This is a genomic window from Kitasatospora griseola (assembly GCF_044999035.1).
GTDB classification, from domain to species: Bacteria; Actinomycetota; Actinomycetes; order Streptomycetales; family Streptomycetaceae; genus Kitasatospora; species Kitasatospora griseola.
Window position 1 is genome coordinate 1,074,454 of the sequence record NZ_CP173360.1, and the last position, 14,236, is coordinate 1,088,689.

General features: G+C 75.3%; 13 protein-coding genes. 8 read left to right on the forward strand and 5 right to left on the reverse strand.

Annotated elements, in window-relative coordinates; translation table 11 throughout:
- Window positions 1–89: 89 nt before the first annotated feature.
- Together ACI1MP_RS05260 and ACI1MP_RS05265 are read right to left on the reverse strand one after the other, a co-directional pair.
- Window positions 90–2,753 (reverse strand): DUF6493 family protein, encoded by a 2,664-nt coding sequence (locus ACI1MP_RS05260; RefSeq protein WP_404867852.1) that lies wholly within the window; start codon window positions 2,751–2,753, stop codon window positions 90–92.
- Between the two features lie 133 nt (window positions 2,754–2,886).
- Entirely contained in the window at window positions 2,887–4,191 is a 1,305-nt protein-coding gene (locus ACI1MP_RS05265) for an SWIM zinc finger family protein (protein ID WP_404867853.1), read from the reverse strand.
- Between the two features lie 105 nt (window positions 4,192–4,296).
- On the opposite strand from ACI1MP_RS05265, the gene ACI1MP_RS05270 reads away from it, so the two are divergent.
- The 6 genes from ACI1MP_RS05270 (at window position 4,297) to ACI1MP_RS05295 (ending at window position 9,574) form a co-directional block, all read left to right on the forward strand.
- On the forward strand, window positions 4,297–5,208 hold the full coding sequence (locus tag ACI1MP_RS05270) for an acyl-CoA thioesterase (protein ID WP_404867854.1): 912 nt from the start codon (window positions 4,297–4,299) through the stop codon (window positions 5,206–5,208).
- A gap of 76 nt (window positions 5,209–5,284) precedes the next feature.
- On the forward strand, window positions 5,285–5,914 hold the full coding sequence (locus ACI1MP_RS05275; protein WP_043912645.1) for a TetR/AcrR family transcriptional regulator: 630 nt from the start codon (window positions 5,285–5,287) through the stop codon (window positions 5,912–5,914).
- Window positions 5,915–5,987: 73 nt separating this feature from the next.
- Window positions 5,988–7,643 (forward strand): BCCT family transporter, encoded by a 1,656-nt coding sequence (locus tag ACI1MP_RS05280; protein ID WP_380332797.1) that lies wholly within the window; start codon window positions 5,988–5,990, stop codon window positions 7,641–7,643.
- A 324-nt stretch (window positions 7,644–7,967) separates the two neighbouring features.
- Window positions 7,968–9,077: a hypothetical protein gene (locus ACI1MP_RS05285; RefSeq protein ID WP_380332799.1), complete on the forward strand. Its 1,110-nt coding sequence runs from the start codon at window positions 7,968–7,970 to the stop codon at window positions 9,075–9,077.
- A gap of 32 nt (window positions 9,078–9,109) precedes the next feature.
- Window positions 9,110–9,286 (forward strand): hypothetical protein, encoded by a 177-nt coding sequence (locus ACI1MP_RS05290; RefSeq protein ID WP_404867855.1) that lies wholly within the window; start codon window positions 9,110–9,112, stop codon window positions 9,284–9,286.
- Window positions 9,287–9,361: 75 nt separating this feature from the next.
- A complete protein-coding gene (locus ACI1MP_RS05295; protein ID WP_380332801.1) occupies window positions 9,362–9,574 on the forward strand; it encodes a cold-shock protein in 213 nt (70 codons plus the stop codon).
- On the opposite strand, the gene ACI1MP_RS05300 is transcribed toward ACI1MP_RS05295, so the two are convergent.
- Window positions 9,564–9,980 carry a hypothetical protein gene (locus tag ACI1MP_RS05300; RefSeq protein ID WP_380332802.1) on the reverse strand — a complete coding sequence of 139 codons (417 nt, stop codon included), beginning with the start codon at window positions 9,978–9,980 and terminating at the stop codon, window positions 9,564–9,566. The genes ACI1MP_RS05295 and ACI1MP_RS05300 overlap by 11 nt on opposite strands.
- A gap of 27 nt (window positions 9,981–10,007) precedes the next feature.
- Window positions 10,008–11,390, reverse strand: coding sequence for a DUF2398 family protein (locus ACI1MP_RS05305; protein ID WP_380332804.1), 1,383 nt, complete (start codon window positions 11,388–11,390; stop codon window positions 10,008–10,010).
- 89 nt (window positions 11,391–11,479) lie between these two features.
- Between ACI1MP_RS05305 and ACI1MP_RS05310 the strand changes: the two genes are divergently transcribed.
- Window positions 11,480–12,355, forward strand: a complete 876-nt coding sequence (locus ACI1MP_RS05310; protein ID WP_404867856.1) for a sterol desaturase family protein — start codon at window positions 11,480–11,482, stop codon at window positions 12,353–12,355.
- On the forward strand, window positions 12,352–13,038 hold the full coding sequence (locus ACI1MP_RS05315; RefSeq protein WP_404867857.1) for a lysoplasmalogenase: 687 nt from the start codon (window positions 12,352–12,354) through the stop codon (window positions 13,036–13,038). Before ACI1MP_RS05310 ends, ACI1MP_RS05315 begins: the two co-directional genes overlap by 4 nt.
- 130 nt (window positions 13,039–13,168) lie before the next feature.
- On the opposite strand, the gene ACI1MP_RS05320 is transcribed toward ACI1MP_RS05315, so the two are convergent.
- On the reverse strand, window positions 13,169–13,831 hold the full coding sequence (locus ACI1MP_RS05320; RefSeq protein WP_404867858.1) for a hypothetical protein: 663 nt from the start codon (window positions 13,829–13,831) through the stop codon (window positions 13,169–13,171).
- Window positions 13,832–14,236 lie beyond the last annotated feature (405 nt).

Here is a 14,236-nt window from a genome sequence, read left to right on the forward strand (position 1 = left end):
AGCACGTCCCGGTCCGGGAGAAGCCGGCCGCCTGACGGCCCGCGCCGTCAGGCCCGCGCCGTCAGGCCCGCACCGTCAGGCCCGCACCGTCAGGCCCGCTCCAGCAGTCCGGCCAGGACTTTCGCCTCCGCAGCCAGCTTGCTGCGCCCGCCACTTGTCGCGGCGGCCGTCACCGCCGGAATCTCCCCTCTCGCCCCTGCCCGGCGTACGCACTCCACCGCCGCCGTCAGCAGCCCCGCCGCGCCCGCCGGCGGGCGGCCGTCGAGCAGTGCGGGCAGGACGCCGGCCAGCACCGTCCAGGCGAGCCTCGGCGCGCCCGCGTCGGCGAGTTCGGTGCAGGTGGCGGCGAGGCGGTTAGGTTTGACCGCGCCCGCGCGCAGCAGTTCGCCGGTCTCGTGGCCGAGCAGCGTCGCGTCGAGCGCGGACTGCGCGGCCAGCAGCAGCACGGCGTCGACGGCGGCGGTGCGGTCCTCGGGGAGGGCCGCGCCGAGGCCGTAGGCGAGGGCCTGGTGGACGGCGAAGCCGGCCGGGCCGCCCGTCTCGGCGAGCAGCGGGAGCAGTTGGGGGTAGCCGCGGACCGGCGACGAACCGGCGGAGTCGGCGAGTTGACCGATGAGGCGGACGGCGAGTTCCTCGCGGTGGTGCGGCAGGACGGCGAGCCAGCGGGCGTCCGGCATGGAGTGCTCGACCTCGGAGCACCGGTGGAACCGCTCGGTGGGGCCGAGCAGCGCCCGGACCGGGTCCGGCACTCCGCCCTCCGGCCGCACGCCGGGCGCACCGGATCCGGGCACCCCGAGCATCGACAACTCGGCGTCGCCGAGGCCGGGTTGGTCGCAGAAGCGGCGGTACTCGGTCATCCGCACCCCGGGCCGCGCCCTCCCGGCGGGGATCGGCGTGGCAGCCTGCCGGGGCAGCCCGCCGGCCCGCAGCCAGGCGGCCAGCAGCGCGCCCGCCGGGGAGGCGAGGCCGTCCGCCCCGGCGTCCGACGTGCCGTCGGGGACAGTGCGCAGCAGGGCCTGGGCGAGGTCGATCGGGCCGGGTTCGAGACCGAGTTCCTCGTACCGGCGAAGTCGCGCCACCAGCTCGCCGGGGTCGAGCGCGCCGTTCCGGCGGGTGGGGATGGAGAGCAGCAGGGGGACGGGGTCGCCGGTCAGTCGCCAGGCGGTCTCCTCCAGTCGGGCGGCGATCAACCCGCCCACGCCGCCGCGCAGTTCCCAGGTCCGGAACGGGCTGGCCTTGGGCGTCGTCAGGGACCGCCAGGCCCGCTGCTCGGGCAGTGCGCCGGTGACGGCTCCGGCGAGTACGCCGAGCGTCCGCCACTCGTCGGCCACGAGGACGGGGGCGAGCGCGGAGGCGAGCGCCTCCCGGTCCTGCCAGGCGTGCCGGACCAGCCCGTCCAGGACGCGTTCGAAGGCGACGCTGTCGCCGTCGCCGGCCAGCGCGGCGGCGAGCTCCTCGGCGACCTCGGCGGGGCTGCCGAGCGGCGCGGGCATCGCCACCGGTCGGGGCGGCTCGGGCAGCCGGTCCTGTTCCTCCGCCGCCTCCTCCGACTCGACGTGAATGCCGAGCAGTTGAGCCGCTGTCTCGGCGTGCGCGGGGTCCAGCGCGAGGGCGGCCGCCCGCAGCTCGACCAGCAACCGGCCGCGCACGCCCGCAACATGGCGGCCGGTCACTTTCAGCGCTTGGCCCTGGAGTTGCCGGTCCGGGTGCCCGTAGGCCTGGGCGACGGCCCGCAGCGCGAGCTCCGGTGCTCGCGCCGCCACCCGGTCCAGCCAGGCCAGTTGGGTGCGGACGAGCTTCTTCTCCGGCCGGGCGAGCAGCACCTCGGCGGCTTCGGCCACCGTCGCGTCGTCGAGCCGCCCGGCCCGGTCGAGGGCGATCAGGCAGTCCTGCGCGTACCCGGCGAGCGGCGAGGCGGCGTCCAGCAGGGCGGTCAACGCCCGCAGGTTGGCGAGGAGTTCGTCCTCGGACGGGGCGAGTGCGCGGACCACCGCGAGGTAGCCGCGCAGCTCCCCGGCCCCGCCGCCGCGCACCAGCCGGGCGAAACCGCGGGCGACCAACTCCTCGCGGTCGACGACCTGTTCGTCGGCGAGCCGGGCGAGGACGCCGGGCCAGCGCTGGGCGTCCTCCTTGGCGACCCACGGGCCGGAGAGCTGCCCGGCGGTGTCGGCGTCGAAGACCAGCGGGGCGAGGACGGGGGTGAAGCTGTCCTGCACGAGCCGCGCGAACAGGTCGATGCCGGGCGGCAGTCGCGGCTCCCCGTGCCGGGGCCGCGGGTCGCCGCGGTCGGTCATCCACTCGACGACGAACCCGGGGTCGGTCGGCGGCGGGGTGTCGCTCGCGCGCAGCAGGTGCTCGGCGATCCGGTAGGCGGTGGACGGCCCCCAACTCTCGCGGTCACCGGGGCGGCGGGCCAGCCGCAGGGCCACCTCCCGCTGCCAGCCGGTGTCCTGACCGTCCAGCAGGCCGCCCAGCGGCGGCCGGTGCCACCGCTCGACGCCCTCGAAGTCACCGGAGCCGATCCACTCGGCCGCACCGGACGGCGCGGTGTGGCAGACCGCCCCGGCGACCAGCAGGGCCGTCCCGGCCCCGGCCCGGGAGTGGATGCTGTCGCGCAGTTCACGCCGCAGCGCCTTCAGCCCGGGCACCTCGGCCCGCCGCTGCGGCGGCGTCAACCCACCCACCAGTCGGGCGACTTCGTCGAAGTCGGCACGGCGGATCGCCGCCACCAGGTCCGTCTCGGACTGCTTCACCGCTGGTTCTCCTCGATCGTCGTCCGCACCGCCGCCACCGCACTGCACGCCCCCGGTCGCCGCGACGGCGGCCCACCACCCGGACGCCCCCGCGCAGCCCGCAGCACCTCCGGTCGCAGCACTCCGCCCCGCCTCACCGCGCCCCCTCCGTCGCCATCCGCACCGCCAGCACATGGCTGCACGGCCCCCGGTCACCCCGGTGCCGGGCCCACCAGCGGCAGGTGCAGCCGGCGGGGCCGTCGGCGTCGAGGCGGACGTGGTGGGCGTGGTCGCCGACGGTCACCACGCGGATGTCGCCGGTGCGCGGGCCGACGGCCCCGGCGGCGAGCAGGTCGCGGGCGCGTCGCAGGCGGGGGTTGGCGTCCGCCACCCGTTCGGCGGTGTACGGGAGTTGGCGGTGGAAGTGGGCGGCGTCGGCGAGGTCGTAGCCGATCCGGCCCGCGGTGGCGAGGTGGGCGAGGGCGGCCCGGACCCGGTCGGGGGGCAGGCCGAGGTCTGCGGCGAGGTCGATCCGGGGCTCGTCGTCGAACAGCGCCTCCAGGATCTCGGCGTCGCCGGCGGCCGTCGGCACGGCCAGCAGGTCGAGCAGGCCGCCTTCGCCGGAGAAGCCGCGGGAGGCGTCGGGCGACAGGGTGAGGGTGATCCGGCCGCCGGGCAGGGCGAGTTCCCAGGCGGAGGCGGTGGGGCCGGTGGGCGTGCCGGGTGGGCCGTAGATCCGCAGGGCGACGACATGCCGCAGCAGCGGGCGCAGGGCGGCGAGCCGTTCGGGGCCCGGGAGGCAGACGGCGCCGGGGCCGGGCCGGGAGGTGGGGCGCAGCCCGCGGCCGGTGGGCAGGACCCAGCGGACGGTGCTGCGGCCGCCGGTGGGCAGGGTGCGCAGGAAGCGGACGGCTTCGGCGGCGGGCAGTTCGGCGCGCAGGTCGAACCGGGCGGTGCGGACCTGGGTCTCGGCGAAGCCCTTGAGCCAGCGTGTCGGCAGCGGCACCTTCCGTTCGATCAAGGTGTCCGCGCCGATGCCGACTTCGACCTCGTCCGCGCCGACGGCGAGGCTGAGCCGCTCGGCCGGGGCGCGCAGCCGCAGGGCTTCGCGCAGCGGGGCGCCGATGTCGATGTTCGTGGTGCCGTGGCCGGTGGCGGCGCCGTCGAGGCCGTCGGGGAGCAGGTCGAGGCGGGCGTGCACGCCGCCGCAGCCGGAGAAGGATTCGAAGCGCAGCCGGTCGCCGTCGGCGGTGACCACGGGGTCGAGCGAGGCGGCGGCGAGCGGACGGTGGTAGCGGGCGGCGGCCACGTCGGCGACGGCCAGCAGCGCGGCGGCGGCCGGCCCGGGGTGGCGCAGCGCGCCGTCGAAGAACGGTCCGTGCTGGGTGGCGAGTTCCAGCCGGTGCGGGCGCAGCGCGGAGGGCCTCGGGTAGCGCAGGGTGTGGACGGCCGTGGTCATGGACGGAACGCTAACGATCACCCCCGACAGGCGATCACCTCGGACAGCGCGACGTGACCCGTTCCACATCCGATCAACACTGCAACGTGTTCTAGCATGTGCCGCGTGACTCCGAACTCCCCGACCGACGCCCCTTCCTTCACCGACCTGCTCGGCATCGAGGAGCTGGACGAGAACCTGTTCCGGGGGCACTGTCACGCGGGTGCGCCGCTGCGGGCGTTCGGCGGCCAGGTGGCGGCGCAGGCGCTGACGTCGGCGGGGCGGACGGTGGAGCCGGCGCGGCGGGTGCACAGCCTGCACGGGTACTTCCTGCGGCCGGGCGATCCGCGCCGTCCGATCGTCTACCAGGTGGACCGGGCCCGGGACGGGAACTCGTACGCGACCCGGCGGGTGACGGCGCTCCAGCGCGGTGAGGCGATCTTCACCATGTCGGCGTCGTTCAAGCGCCCTGAGTCCGCGGGCGACCGTCAGCGCACCATGCCGCCGGTGCCCGGCCCGGAGGAGCTGCCGGACCCGCACCTGGCCTGGCAGCGCGACGCGCCGGAGGAGTACGAGTTGTCGGCGATCTTCCGCGCCCTGCGGATGCGGTTCGTCCCGGCGGGCGCGCCCGGCCTGCCGCCCGAACTGCCGGGGGTGCCGCAGCAGTTCGTCTGGCTGCGGACGGACGCCGGGCTGCCCGCGGACGATCCGCTGCTGCAGGTGTGCGCGCTCACCTACCTCTCGGACCTGACGTTGGCGTCCACCACGGCGCTGCACCTGCAGCCGCACCGGGTGCACCGGGTGGCGGAGTCGCGGGTGGCGCTGGCCTCGCTGGACCACGCGATGTGGTTCCACCGCCCGTTCCGCGCCGACGAGTGGCTGCTGTTCGCGCAGCGCAGCCCGTCGGCGTCGGACGGCCGGGGGCTGGCGATGGGCGAGTTCTACGACCGTGACGGGGTGCTGGTGGCGTCGGCCGTGCAGGAGACCCTGCTGCGCGAGCTGCGGCCCGGGGTCCCGGGGGCGCCGAAGTCGCCCTGAGTCGGGAGCGACCGTCACTGACCGGTGACCTGTCGCGTCATACCGCGGCGAGGGGCCGCCCCGTATCATGGTTCGGGTGACCAAGGTTGACCTGTCACCTCGTCCGGTGGAGGCGATGTCCCCCCGTCAGCTCGAACGCCGCGGCTCCCTCCTGTCCGCCGCCCTGGCTCTGGTGACCGAGATCGGCGTGGAGCGGCTCCAGATGAAGCAGGTGTCGGAGCGTTCGGGGGTGGCTCTCGGGACCGCCTACCGGTACTTCTCCTCCAAGGACCATCTGCTGGCCGCGGCGATGGCGGACTGGCATCGACTGCTGCTCGCCGACCTGGTGGGCGAGGTGGGGGCGGGGCGCAGCGCCTCGCCGACCGAGCGGGCGGTGCGGTTCGTGCGCCGGGGGATGCGGGCGTACCAGCGGCAGCCCGAGCTGGCCCGGCTGCGGGTGGCGGTGGCGACGTCCACGGATCCGTTCGCCAGCGAGGCCCTGCAGGGGCTGGCCCGGGCGGACCGGGCGGCGCTGGGCGCGGTGCTGCCGGAGGTCCCGCCGGGTTCCGGGGAGTTGGTGCGGCACATGGTGGGGCACGCCTGGCAGGGCGAGTTGACGGCCTGGGTGACCGGCCGGTCCACCCTGGACGACGCCCGTACCCGGCTGGAGGAGATGGTCCGGCTGGTGCTGGGCCCGTACGAGCCGCCGCCGGTGCCGACCGCCTGACGCCGGGCCGGCTGCGCGGGCCCTCGGCGTGCCGCCTACCGACGGGCGGGCGTTTGTGGACATAGTGCCTCATATGCCCACGCCTTCCGAGCCCTTCGGGCCCTCCGAGCCTTCGACAGACCCTCGGCCGTCCGCGCCGGACGCCTTCCCGGTGGACCGGGTGGTGTTCGGCGTCGGCGCCGTCGCGGTGCTGGGGGTGGTCGCCTGGGGGGTGTTCGCGCAGGACTCGCTGAGCCGGACGTCCAGCACCGCGCTGTCCTGGGTGCTGCACTCCTTCGGTTGGCTGTTCGTGGTGGCCGCGGACGTGTTCCTGGTGCTGGCGGTGGTGATCGCGCTGAGCCGCTTCGGCCGGGTGCCACTGGGCCGGGACGGTGAGCAGCCGGAGTTCTCCACGCTGGCCTGGGTCGCGATGATGTTCAGCGCCGGCATGGGCATCGGCCTGCTGTTCTACGGCGTCGGCGAGCCCCTGCAGCTGTACGCGCAGCCGCAGCCGGGCTCCGACATCGCGCCGCAGTCGTCGGCGGCGGCGCAGCGGGCGCTGGAGTTCTCGCTGTTCCACTGGACGCTGCACCCGTGGGCGATCTATGCGGTGGGCGGCCTGGCGCTGGCGTACACCACGTTCCGCAAGGGCCGGGGCAACCGGATGTCGGAGGCGTTCGTGCCGCTGCTCGGCGAGCGCCGGGCGCACGGCTGGGCGGGCCGGGTGATCGACCTGCTGGCGGTGTTCGCGACGGTGTTCGGTTCGGCCACCAGCCTGGGCCTGGGCGCGATCCAGGTGGCCGGCGGCCTCGGGTACGTGACGGACGTCCGGGCCACCCAGGGCGTCGAGCTGGTGGTGATCGCGGCGCTCGGCGGGGCGTTCGTGCTGTCCGCGATGTCGGGTGTGCACCGCGGCGTGAAGTGGCTGTCCACCACCAGCGTGGTGCTGGCGGCCGCGCTGATGGCGTTCGTGTTCGTGGTCGGCCCGACGGTGTTCGTGCTGGACGCGCTGCCCTCCACCGTCGGCGGCTACCTGTCCGACCTGGCGGTGCTGGCCACCCAGACCGGGGCGTTCACCGACGAGGACTGGCTGGGCTCCTGGACGATCTTCTACTGGGCGTGGTGGCTGTCCTGGGCGCCGTTCGTCGGCACCTTCATCGCCCGGATCTCCCGCGGCCGGACGGTCCGCCAGTTCCTGATCGGGGTGCTGCTGGTGCCGAGCGGGGCGACCACGGTCTGGTTCGTGGTGATGGGCGCCACGGCGATCCGGTTGCAGTCCACCGGTGCGGCCGACCTCGTCGCGACCATTCCGCAGGGCGCGGACGCCGGGCTGTTCGAGATGCTCAAGTCGCTGCCGCTGGGCTCGTTGACCAGTGTGATCGCCGTGCTGCTGGTGATGCTGTACTTCATCACCTCGGCGGACTCGGCCTCGCTGGTGCTGGGTTCGCTCTCCTCGGGGGGCGCGCTGCACCCGCGCACCTGGCTGGTGGTGGTGTGGGGCGCGCTGATGGCGTCGGTCGCGGCGGCGCTGCTGCTGGCGGGCGGGCTGACGGCGCTGCAGAACGCCACCATCCTGGTGGCGCTGCCGTTCGTGCTGGTGATGCTGGCGCTCTGCCTGTCCCTGATCCGCGAGCTGCGCGACGACCCGGCGGCGGGGCCGTCGCGGATGCACGCGGCGCACGGGCTGCGCGACGCCGTCGGCACCGCCGTCGGCGAGGAATACCCCGGGCGGTCTCGCCCGCAGGGGTGAAACGGCCCCGCCGCGGCCCGCGGCGGCTGTCCCGGCGGCCCGTGCGGCGTCTGGGCGAGCGGCAACTCGCCCGGCTTTACCAAGAGTTCGTAATGGTCAAAGCCGCCGCGGGACGGTGGCAGGCTGATCCGGGTCGGACTCCACGCCGCGCGGCGGGCCGGGCGGCCGTCATCCGCCCGCGCCCGCCGGTCCTCCACTCCCCGCGCCGCCCGGGAGCCCGGACGTCCGCCACCCGGACCCGCCGCCCGCGTCCGTCCGCCGCCACGCCCCGCTGCCTTTCCGCCGCACGTCCCGCCGAACACCCCCTCGAAAGCCCCGCCCCCCATGCGCCCGTTCTGCACCGCCCTCGACCGCGCCCTGCGCCGCCGTCTCGCCGCCGCCACGGTGGCCGCCTGTCTGCTGGGGGCGCTGCTGCCCGCCGCGGCGGGGGAGATCCGGCACTGCCGGGCGGCGGGGGTGACGGTGCCGATGCTGATGCTGGTGGCGGCGATGTTCATCGGCGGGTTCGAGACCCGGGCCGCGGACGTCGGCCGGGCGCTGCTGCGGCCCGGGCTGCTGCTGGCGGGACTGGGGGTGGCGCTGGTGCTGCGGGCGGTGGTGCTGCTCGGCGCGGAGCGGGCCGCCGCCGGGTGCTGGCCGGACGTCCGGGAGGCCCGTTGGCTGGTGGTCGGGCTGGCGCTGACGGCCGCGATGCCGGTCGCCGGCGCCGCCCAGACCTGGGGCGCCCGGGTGGGCGGGGACGCGCCGCTCGGCCTCGGCCTGGTCCTCGTCACCACGCTGCTCAGCCCGCTCACCACCCCGCTCGGCCTGGCGCTCGCCGAGGAGCCGGAGAGCGGCGGCCTGCGCCGGGTGCTGGACGCCCTCGCCCACTCCGACACCACCTGTCGGTTCATGGCGCTGTGGGTGGCGCTGCCCTGCCTGGCCGGGCTGCTGGCCCGCCGCGCCACCCGGGGTCTGCTGAGCGGTCGGCTGCGCGCCGCGCTGCTGCCCCGGCTGCGGCTGGCGGGTCTGCTGAACGCCCTCGCGCTGACGTACCTGAACGCGGCGGGTGTGGCCCGGGAGATCGTGCTGCGGCCCGAGCCCCGGCTGGTCGCGGTCGCCGCCGGGTGCGGCGCGCTGGTCTGCGCCGGCCCGTTCCTGGCGGGCTGGCTGGCCACCCGCCGCTCCCCCGCCGCGCCGGCGGCCCGCACCACACTGACCCTCGCCTCGGGCCTGAACAACACCAGCGCGGCGGCCGCGCTGGCGGGCGCCCAGTTCGGCGGCCACCCGGCCGTGCTGCTGCCGATCTTCTTCTACGGCGCGGCCCAGCAGGTGCTGGCCTCGTTCCTGCCGGGCCTGCTACGCACACCGGCGACTCCCCTGCCGACCTGCGGCGATCGGGTCGTGGAGGTTCCGACGCCGAGATCCCTTCCGGATTTCACCCGCGTTTGGTGACCGCGTAACGCCGCCCTGCCACGCTCTCCGCCATGAACGCCCGCACCACCGCGTCCGCCCCGGTTCTGCGCTTCCCGTTGCCGAAGCGCCACCGCCGGATGCTCGCCTGCGCCGCCGTCGCGGCCTCCGTCGTCCTGGGTTCCTTCGGCGTCGCCGCCACCGTGGAGACCGTCCGCCAGGGCCATGCCGTGAGCGCCGCGCAGCGCTGACGCTCGGCCGAACGAGTGGTGGGTCCCGGGGCCGCGGCCGATACTGAGGGTGACCGGCCCGAAGGGAGTCCCGCCATGGAGACCGGCACCGTGCGGTGGTTCGACATCCACCACGCCTACGGCTACATCACCCCGGACGCGGGCGGCCCCGAGGTCGCCGTCTACTACGACTCCGTCCTCGCCCCCGACGACAACCGCTTCCTCCACCAGGGCCAACGCGTCCAGTACGACGCCACCGTCCAGGAGTTCCGCCCGGTCGCCGAACACGTCCGCCCGCTCACCCCTTGACGCCCCCCGCCGCCTTCCCCGCCCGCCGCGCCCCGGCCCGACCGACCTGACGCAGCGTCACCGGCAACCCGATCGCGACGGCCGCCTCCAGCGCGGCGAGCGCGAGGTGCCCGCCGCTCCGACCGTTGGCCAACGTGATCGCCAGCGCGACCAGCCCGCCCGCCGAGGCGCCCAGCGAGGGCCGCCAGTCGTCGGTGCGGATCACCGTCCAGCCCAGCCCGGCCGTCGAGAACGCCGCCGCACCGCAGGCGATGAAGTGGGGCAGGTACCCGTCGGGAACCCCGCACTGCCGCCGGCCCCGCGAGAAGCCCCAGTCGCAGCCCGCCTCGACCAGTCCGGTCAACCCCCAGCCGAGCACCGCCATGACCGCCAGCCCGTACAGGGCGCCCCACCCCTTGCTCGTCATGCCCCGAAACCCTAGGTGTTCTGTCCTTCACACCGCCTGCCGGTCCCGGCCCTTCGCGGGGCGCGAATGGCGGCCGGAGCCCGGGGCGGGCTGGAGTTCGGCGCGCGGGGCGTAGCGGGCGGCGGGGGCGCGGAGCAGCCAGTTGCGGCCGGCGGGGGCGGCGAGGCCCATCCGGTGGAGCAGGTCGAGGGCGTCGCGGCGGAACGCGGCGAGGTCGGCGAGGTAGCCCGCGTCCCAGCCGGCGCTCATCCCGTAGTCGTCGGTGATGTCGCCGAGGGTGCCGTCGATGAGGGCGTCGGGGATCAGCACGGCGGGCGGGGCGCTCCCGGTGTCGACCGGGCGGAGGTCCTCGACCAGGCGTTCGGCGAGCAGCAGGGCGGCCTGGGCGAGGGTGCCGGTGCCGGGGAGGGCGAGGTCGGTGAGTTCGTCGGCGGGGTCGAGCAGGGCGATGCCTTCGGCGCGGATCTCGGCGGTCAGGCCGAGCACGTCGGCGAATCGTTCCGTCTCCGCGGGGACGGCCTCGCGCAGGTGGTCGCGTTCGGCGGGGGCGAGGTCGTCGAGCAGGACGACGGGTGTCTCGGCGAGCAGTCGGCGGACCGTCAGGTCGGGTCCGGCGGGTGGCAGCGGGGATGCGGTGAGCAGGTCGGCGGCGAGTTCGGCGGGTGGCTGCCACTGGTCGAGCAGCGCCTGCACCGCGTCGACGTCCGCCGTGGGCCGCTCGCCGCGGGCGATCGCGGCCAGCGCCCGGACGAGCGCCGCGTACCCGGCGGGGTCGAGGCCGGGCAGGCCGCGGCCGGGCAGCGCGGCCTTGTGCAGGCGGGCGTGGGCGGGGCCGAGGGTGAGCCGGTAGCCGAGCAGGGTGTGGAAGCGTTCGGCGAGGGTGGCGGCGTGACGGCGGATCAGCGGGAGCGACGCGCCGTGCGGACCGTCGGCGGTGACCAGCGGGTGGGCGAGCAGCAGCCGGGCGGCGATGCGCAGTTCGGTGGTGGGGCGTTCGGGTTTGCGGTGCCGGCCGCCGCCGGTGGCGCGGGGCGCGGGCAGCGCGGGGGCCTCGCGCCGGATCCGGCGGTAGCCGAGCGGCCGGAACAGCGGCGAGGTGGTGTGGTGGACGCTCGGCCCGTGCCACCAGCTGGTGCCGGCGGCGGGTTCGGCCTGCTGGGGTGCGCCGCCGAGGTGCCGGGCGCCGTGCGCGCCGAGCACGGCCGAGGCCAGCAGATCCGCCCCGGCCCGGTCGGCGGCGGCGAACCGCTCCGCCAACCGCCGCACGGAATCGGCGAATTCGCTTCCGGTACCGACGATCTGCGGGTACGTCCGGTCGGGGGTCGCGAGCCGCGTGGCCCCGCCCGTACGTCCGTTCCCCGTACCGCCGGTGGCCGCCAGGGCGCCGGCGGCTGCCTCCTGCCGCTCCATGTCGCCCCCAAGCCTAGACGCCGCACCGCACACTACGCGTCGGTAACTACCTCTTCCGCCGGTCGCCCACGTCCCTTATGGTTCCGGGCATGCCTGACCTACCCGATGTCGTGCTCTGGTCGATACCGGCCTTTGTGCTGCTCACCGTCCTGGAGATCGTCTCCTACCGCTTCCACCCGGACGACGACGAGCAGGGCTACACCGCGAAGGACACCGCGGCCAGCCTGTCGATGGGCCTGGGTTCGCTGCTGTTCGACGCCGGGTGGAAGATCCCGATCGTGGCGATCTACTCGTTCCTGTACGAGTTGACGCCGCTTCGGACACCGGTGCTGTGGTGGACGGTGCCGCTGATGCTGCTCGCCTACGACTTCTTCTACTACTGGTCGCACCGCGGCCACCACGTGATCCGGGTGCTGTGGGCCTGCCACGTGGTGCACCACTCCAGTCGGCACTACAACCTGTCGACGGCGCTGCGTCAGCCGTGGACGTCCGCCACCAGCTGGATCTTCTACCTGCCGATGATCGTGGCGGGCGTGCACCCGGCGGCGGTGGCGTTCTGCGGCTCGGTCAACCTGGTCTACCAGTTCTGGATCCACACCGAGCGGATCGGCAGGCTGCCCCGGCCGGTCGAGTACCTCTTCAACACGCCGTCGCACCACCGGGTGCACCACGCCTCGCAGGGCGGCTACCTGGACCGCAACTTCGGCGGCATCCTGATCGTCTTCGACCGCTGGTTCGGCTCGTTCGCGGCCGAGGCCGAGCAGCCGGTGTACGGACTGACCAAGAACATCTCGACCTACAATCCGTTGAAGGTCGCCACCCACGAGTACGCGGCGATCGCCCGGGACGTGGCCCGTGCCACCACCTGGGGCGATCGGCTGCGCCACCTGGTGAAGGGCCCGGGCTGGCAGCCCGCGCCGCGTACCGATTCCCCCGCCGCCTCACCGGAGAGTGCCCCCGCATGAGCCCCGCCCGCGACCCGCGCACCGCGCGGGCCCTGCTGATCGCCTTCGCCGTCGTCTCGGTGGCGCACCTGACGGCGATCGCCGTCCACGTGCCGGTCCTGCGGTACTCCACCAAGCCGCTGCTGATGCCGCTGCTGGCCGCCTGGGTGTGGGCGTCGGCGCGGCCCGCCACGCCGAAGCTGCTGATCCCGGCGCTGCTGTTCGGCGCGGGCGGCGACATCCTGCTGCAGGTCGGCGGCACCGTCGGGTTCCTGGCCGGCATGGGCTCGTTCGCGGTCGGCCACGCCTGCTACGTGACGATGTTCGTGAAGCTCGGCGCGCTCGCCGACCGGCGCCGCACGGCGATGGTCGCGGCCTGCTACGCGGTGGCCTGGGCGACGCTGATCACGCTGCTGCTGCCCGACCTGGACGCCGCCATGCGGATCCCGATGGCCGCCTACAGCCTGCTGCTGGCCTCCACCGCGGTGACGTCCTCCCGGATCGACTGGCGGGCGGGCGTGGGCGGCGCGCTGTTCCTGCTGTCCGACACCCTGATCGCCACCGACCTGGCGAACTGGAAGCTGCTGCCCATGCACAGCTTCCTGATCATGCTCACCTACATCGTCGGCCAGTACCTGCTGACCGTCGGCACCCTGCAGCGCACCGACGCCGCTCCCGCGGCCGCCGCGGTCCCGGCCACCTGACCGGCCCGCCCGGACACGCTTCGAGGGCGGCTCCCACCGTTTGGTGGGGGCCGCCCTCGGGCGTTCCGTGCTGCGGGCCGCGGGGGACGCGGGGCCCGCCGGGTACGGTGGGCGCGTACCGGAGGACCGCTCAGAGCTCCTCGCCGGCAGCCGATCCGCGCCGGCGCAGCAGCCAGAACCCGGCCACTCCGGCCGTCACCAGCCCGGCCCCGGCGGCCAGCCGCCCGGCGTCCATGCCGACCGAGCCGCCGACCCCGGTCTCCACCCCGCCGTGCGGGAGCCGCGCGGCGCCCTCCCAGTCGCCGCCCACGGCACCGCTGCCGCTGCCCGGGTTGCTGTTGCCCGCGTTGCCGCTGCCTGCGTTGCCGTTGCCCGTGCTGCCGCTGCCGGCCCCGGCTGCCGCGATGGCGACCGCGCCGACGAACTTGTCGCCGTTCGGGCACTTGCCGTCGATGCCCCAGGACGGGTCGTTGGCGGTGGAGCGCTTGGCGGCCGCGTCGGCCATCTCGTGCTCGGAGATGACGGTCGCGGTGCCCGAGTACTTGCCGTCGGGGCCGACGCTGAGCGTGGTCGAGCCGCCGGCGAAGGCGAGCGAACTCGCGGTCAGCGTCTTCGTCTCGTTGCCGGCGCAGTTCACGCTGACCGAGACGGACTGGCCGGGCTGCGCCTGCGCCGGGCTGACCCAGGCGGGCTGGCTGCCCTTCGCGGACGCGGGGCCGGCGGTGACGCCGGCCAGGCCGAGCAGGACGGTGGTGCCGAGCAGAGCGACGCCGGCGGTGCGCGTTCGGCGCATGCCGTACCTCCAGGGAGTCGAGCCGAGGGGCAGCGGTGCGTGACCGCCCCACTACCCGTGGTCGCCGACCACGCTAGGCCAGGGCCCGGGGCCCGGCGACACCTCAAGGGCCGTTCGGGTCCGGAGCGTCGCCCTGCCCCGGAACCCGTGGCGACCGGTCAGTCGTACGTGATCAGCACCGGCGCCCCGCTCGCCCTGGGACCCTCGGGATCGCCGCCCCCGGGACCACTGCCTCAGGCAGCAGGAGCTGTACGACGACAACCTGACCAACGACGCATTCACTACCCCCTTGGTCGTCGACGGGACGCCGCACGGTGCGGGTCCCGCCGGGATCCATGCTCCGGAACCGGGCCACCGACCCTCAAGCCTCCGCCGTCCCATCTTCCCGACGGGACGGTCGGACCC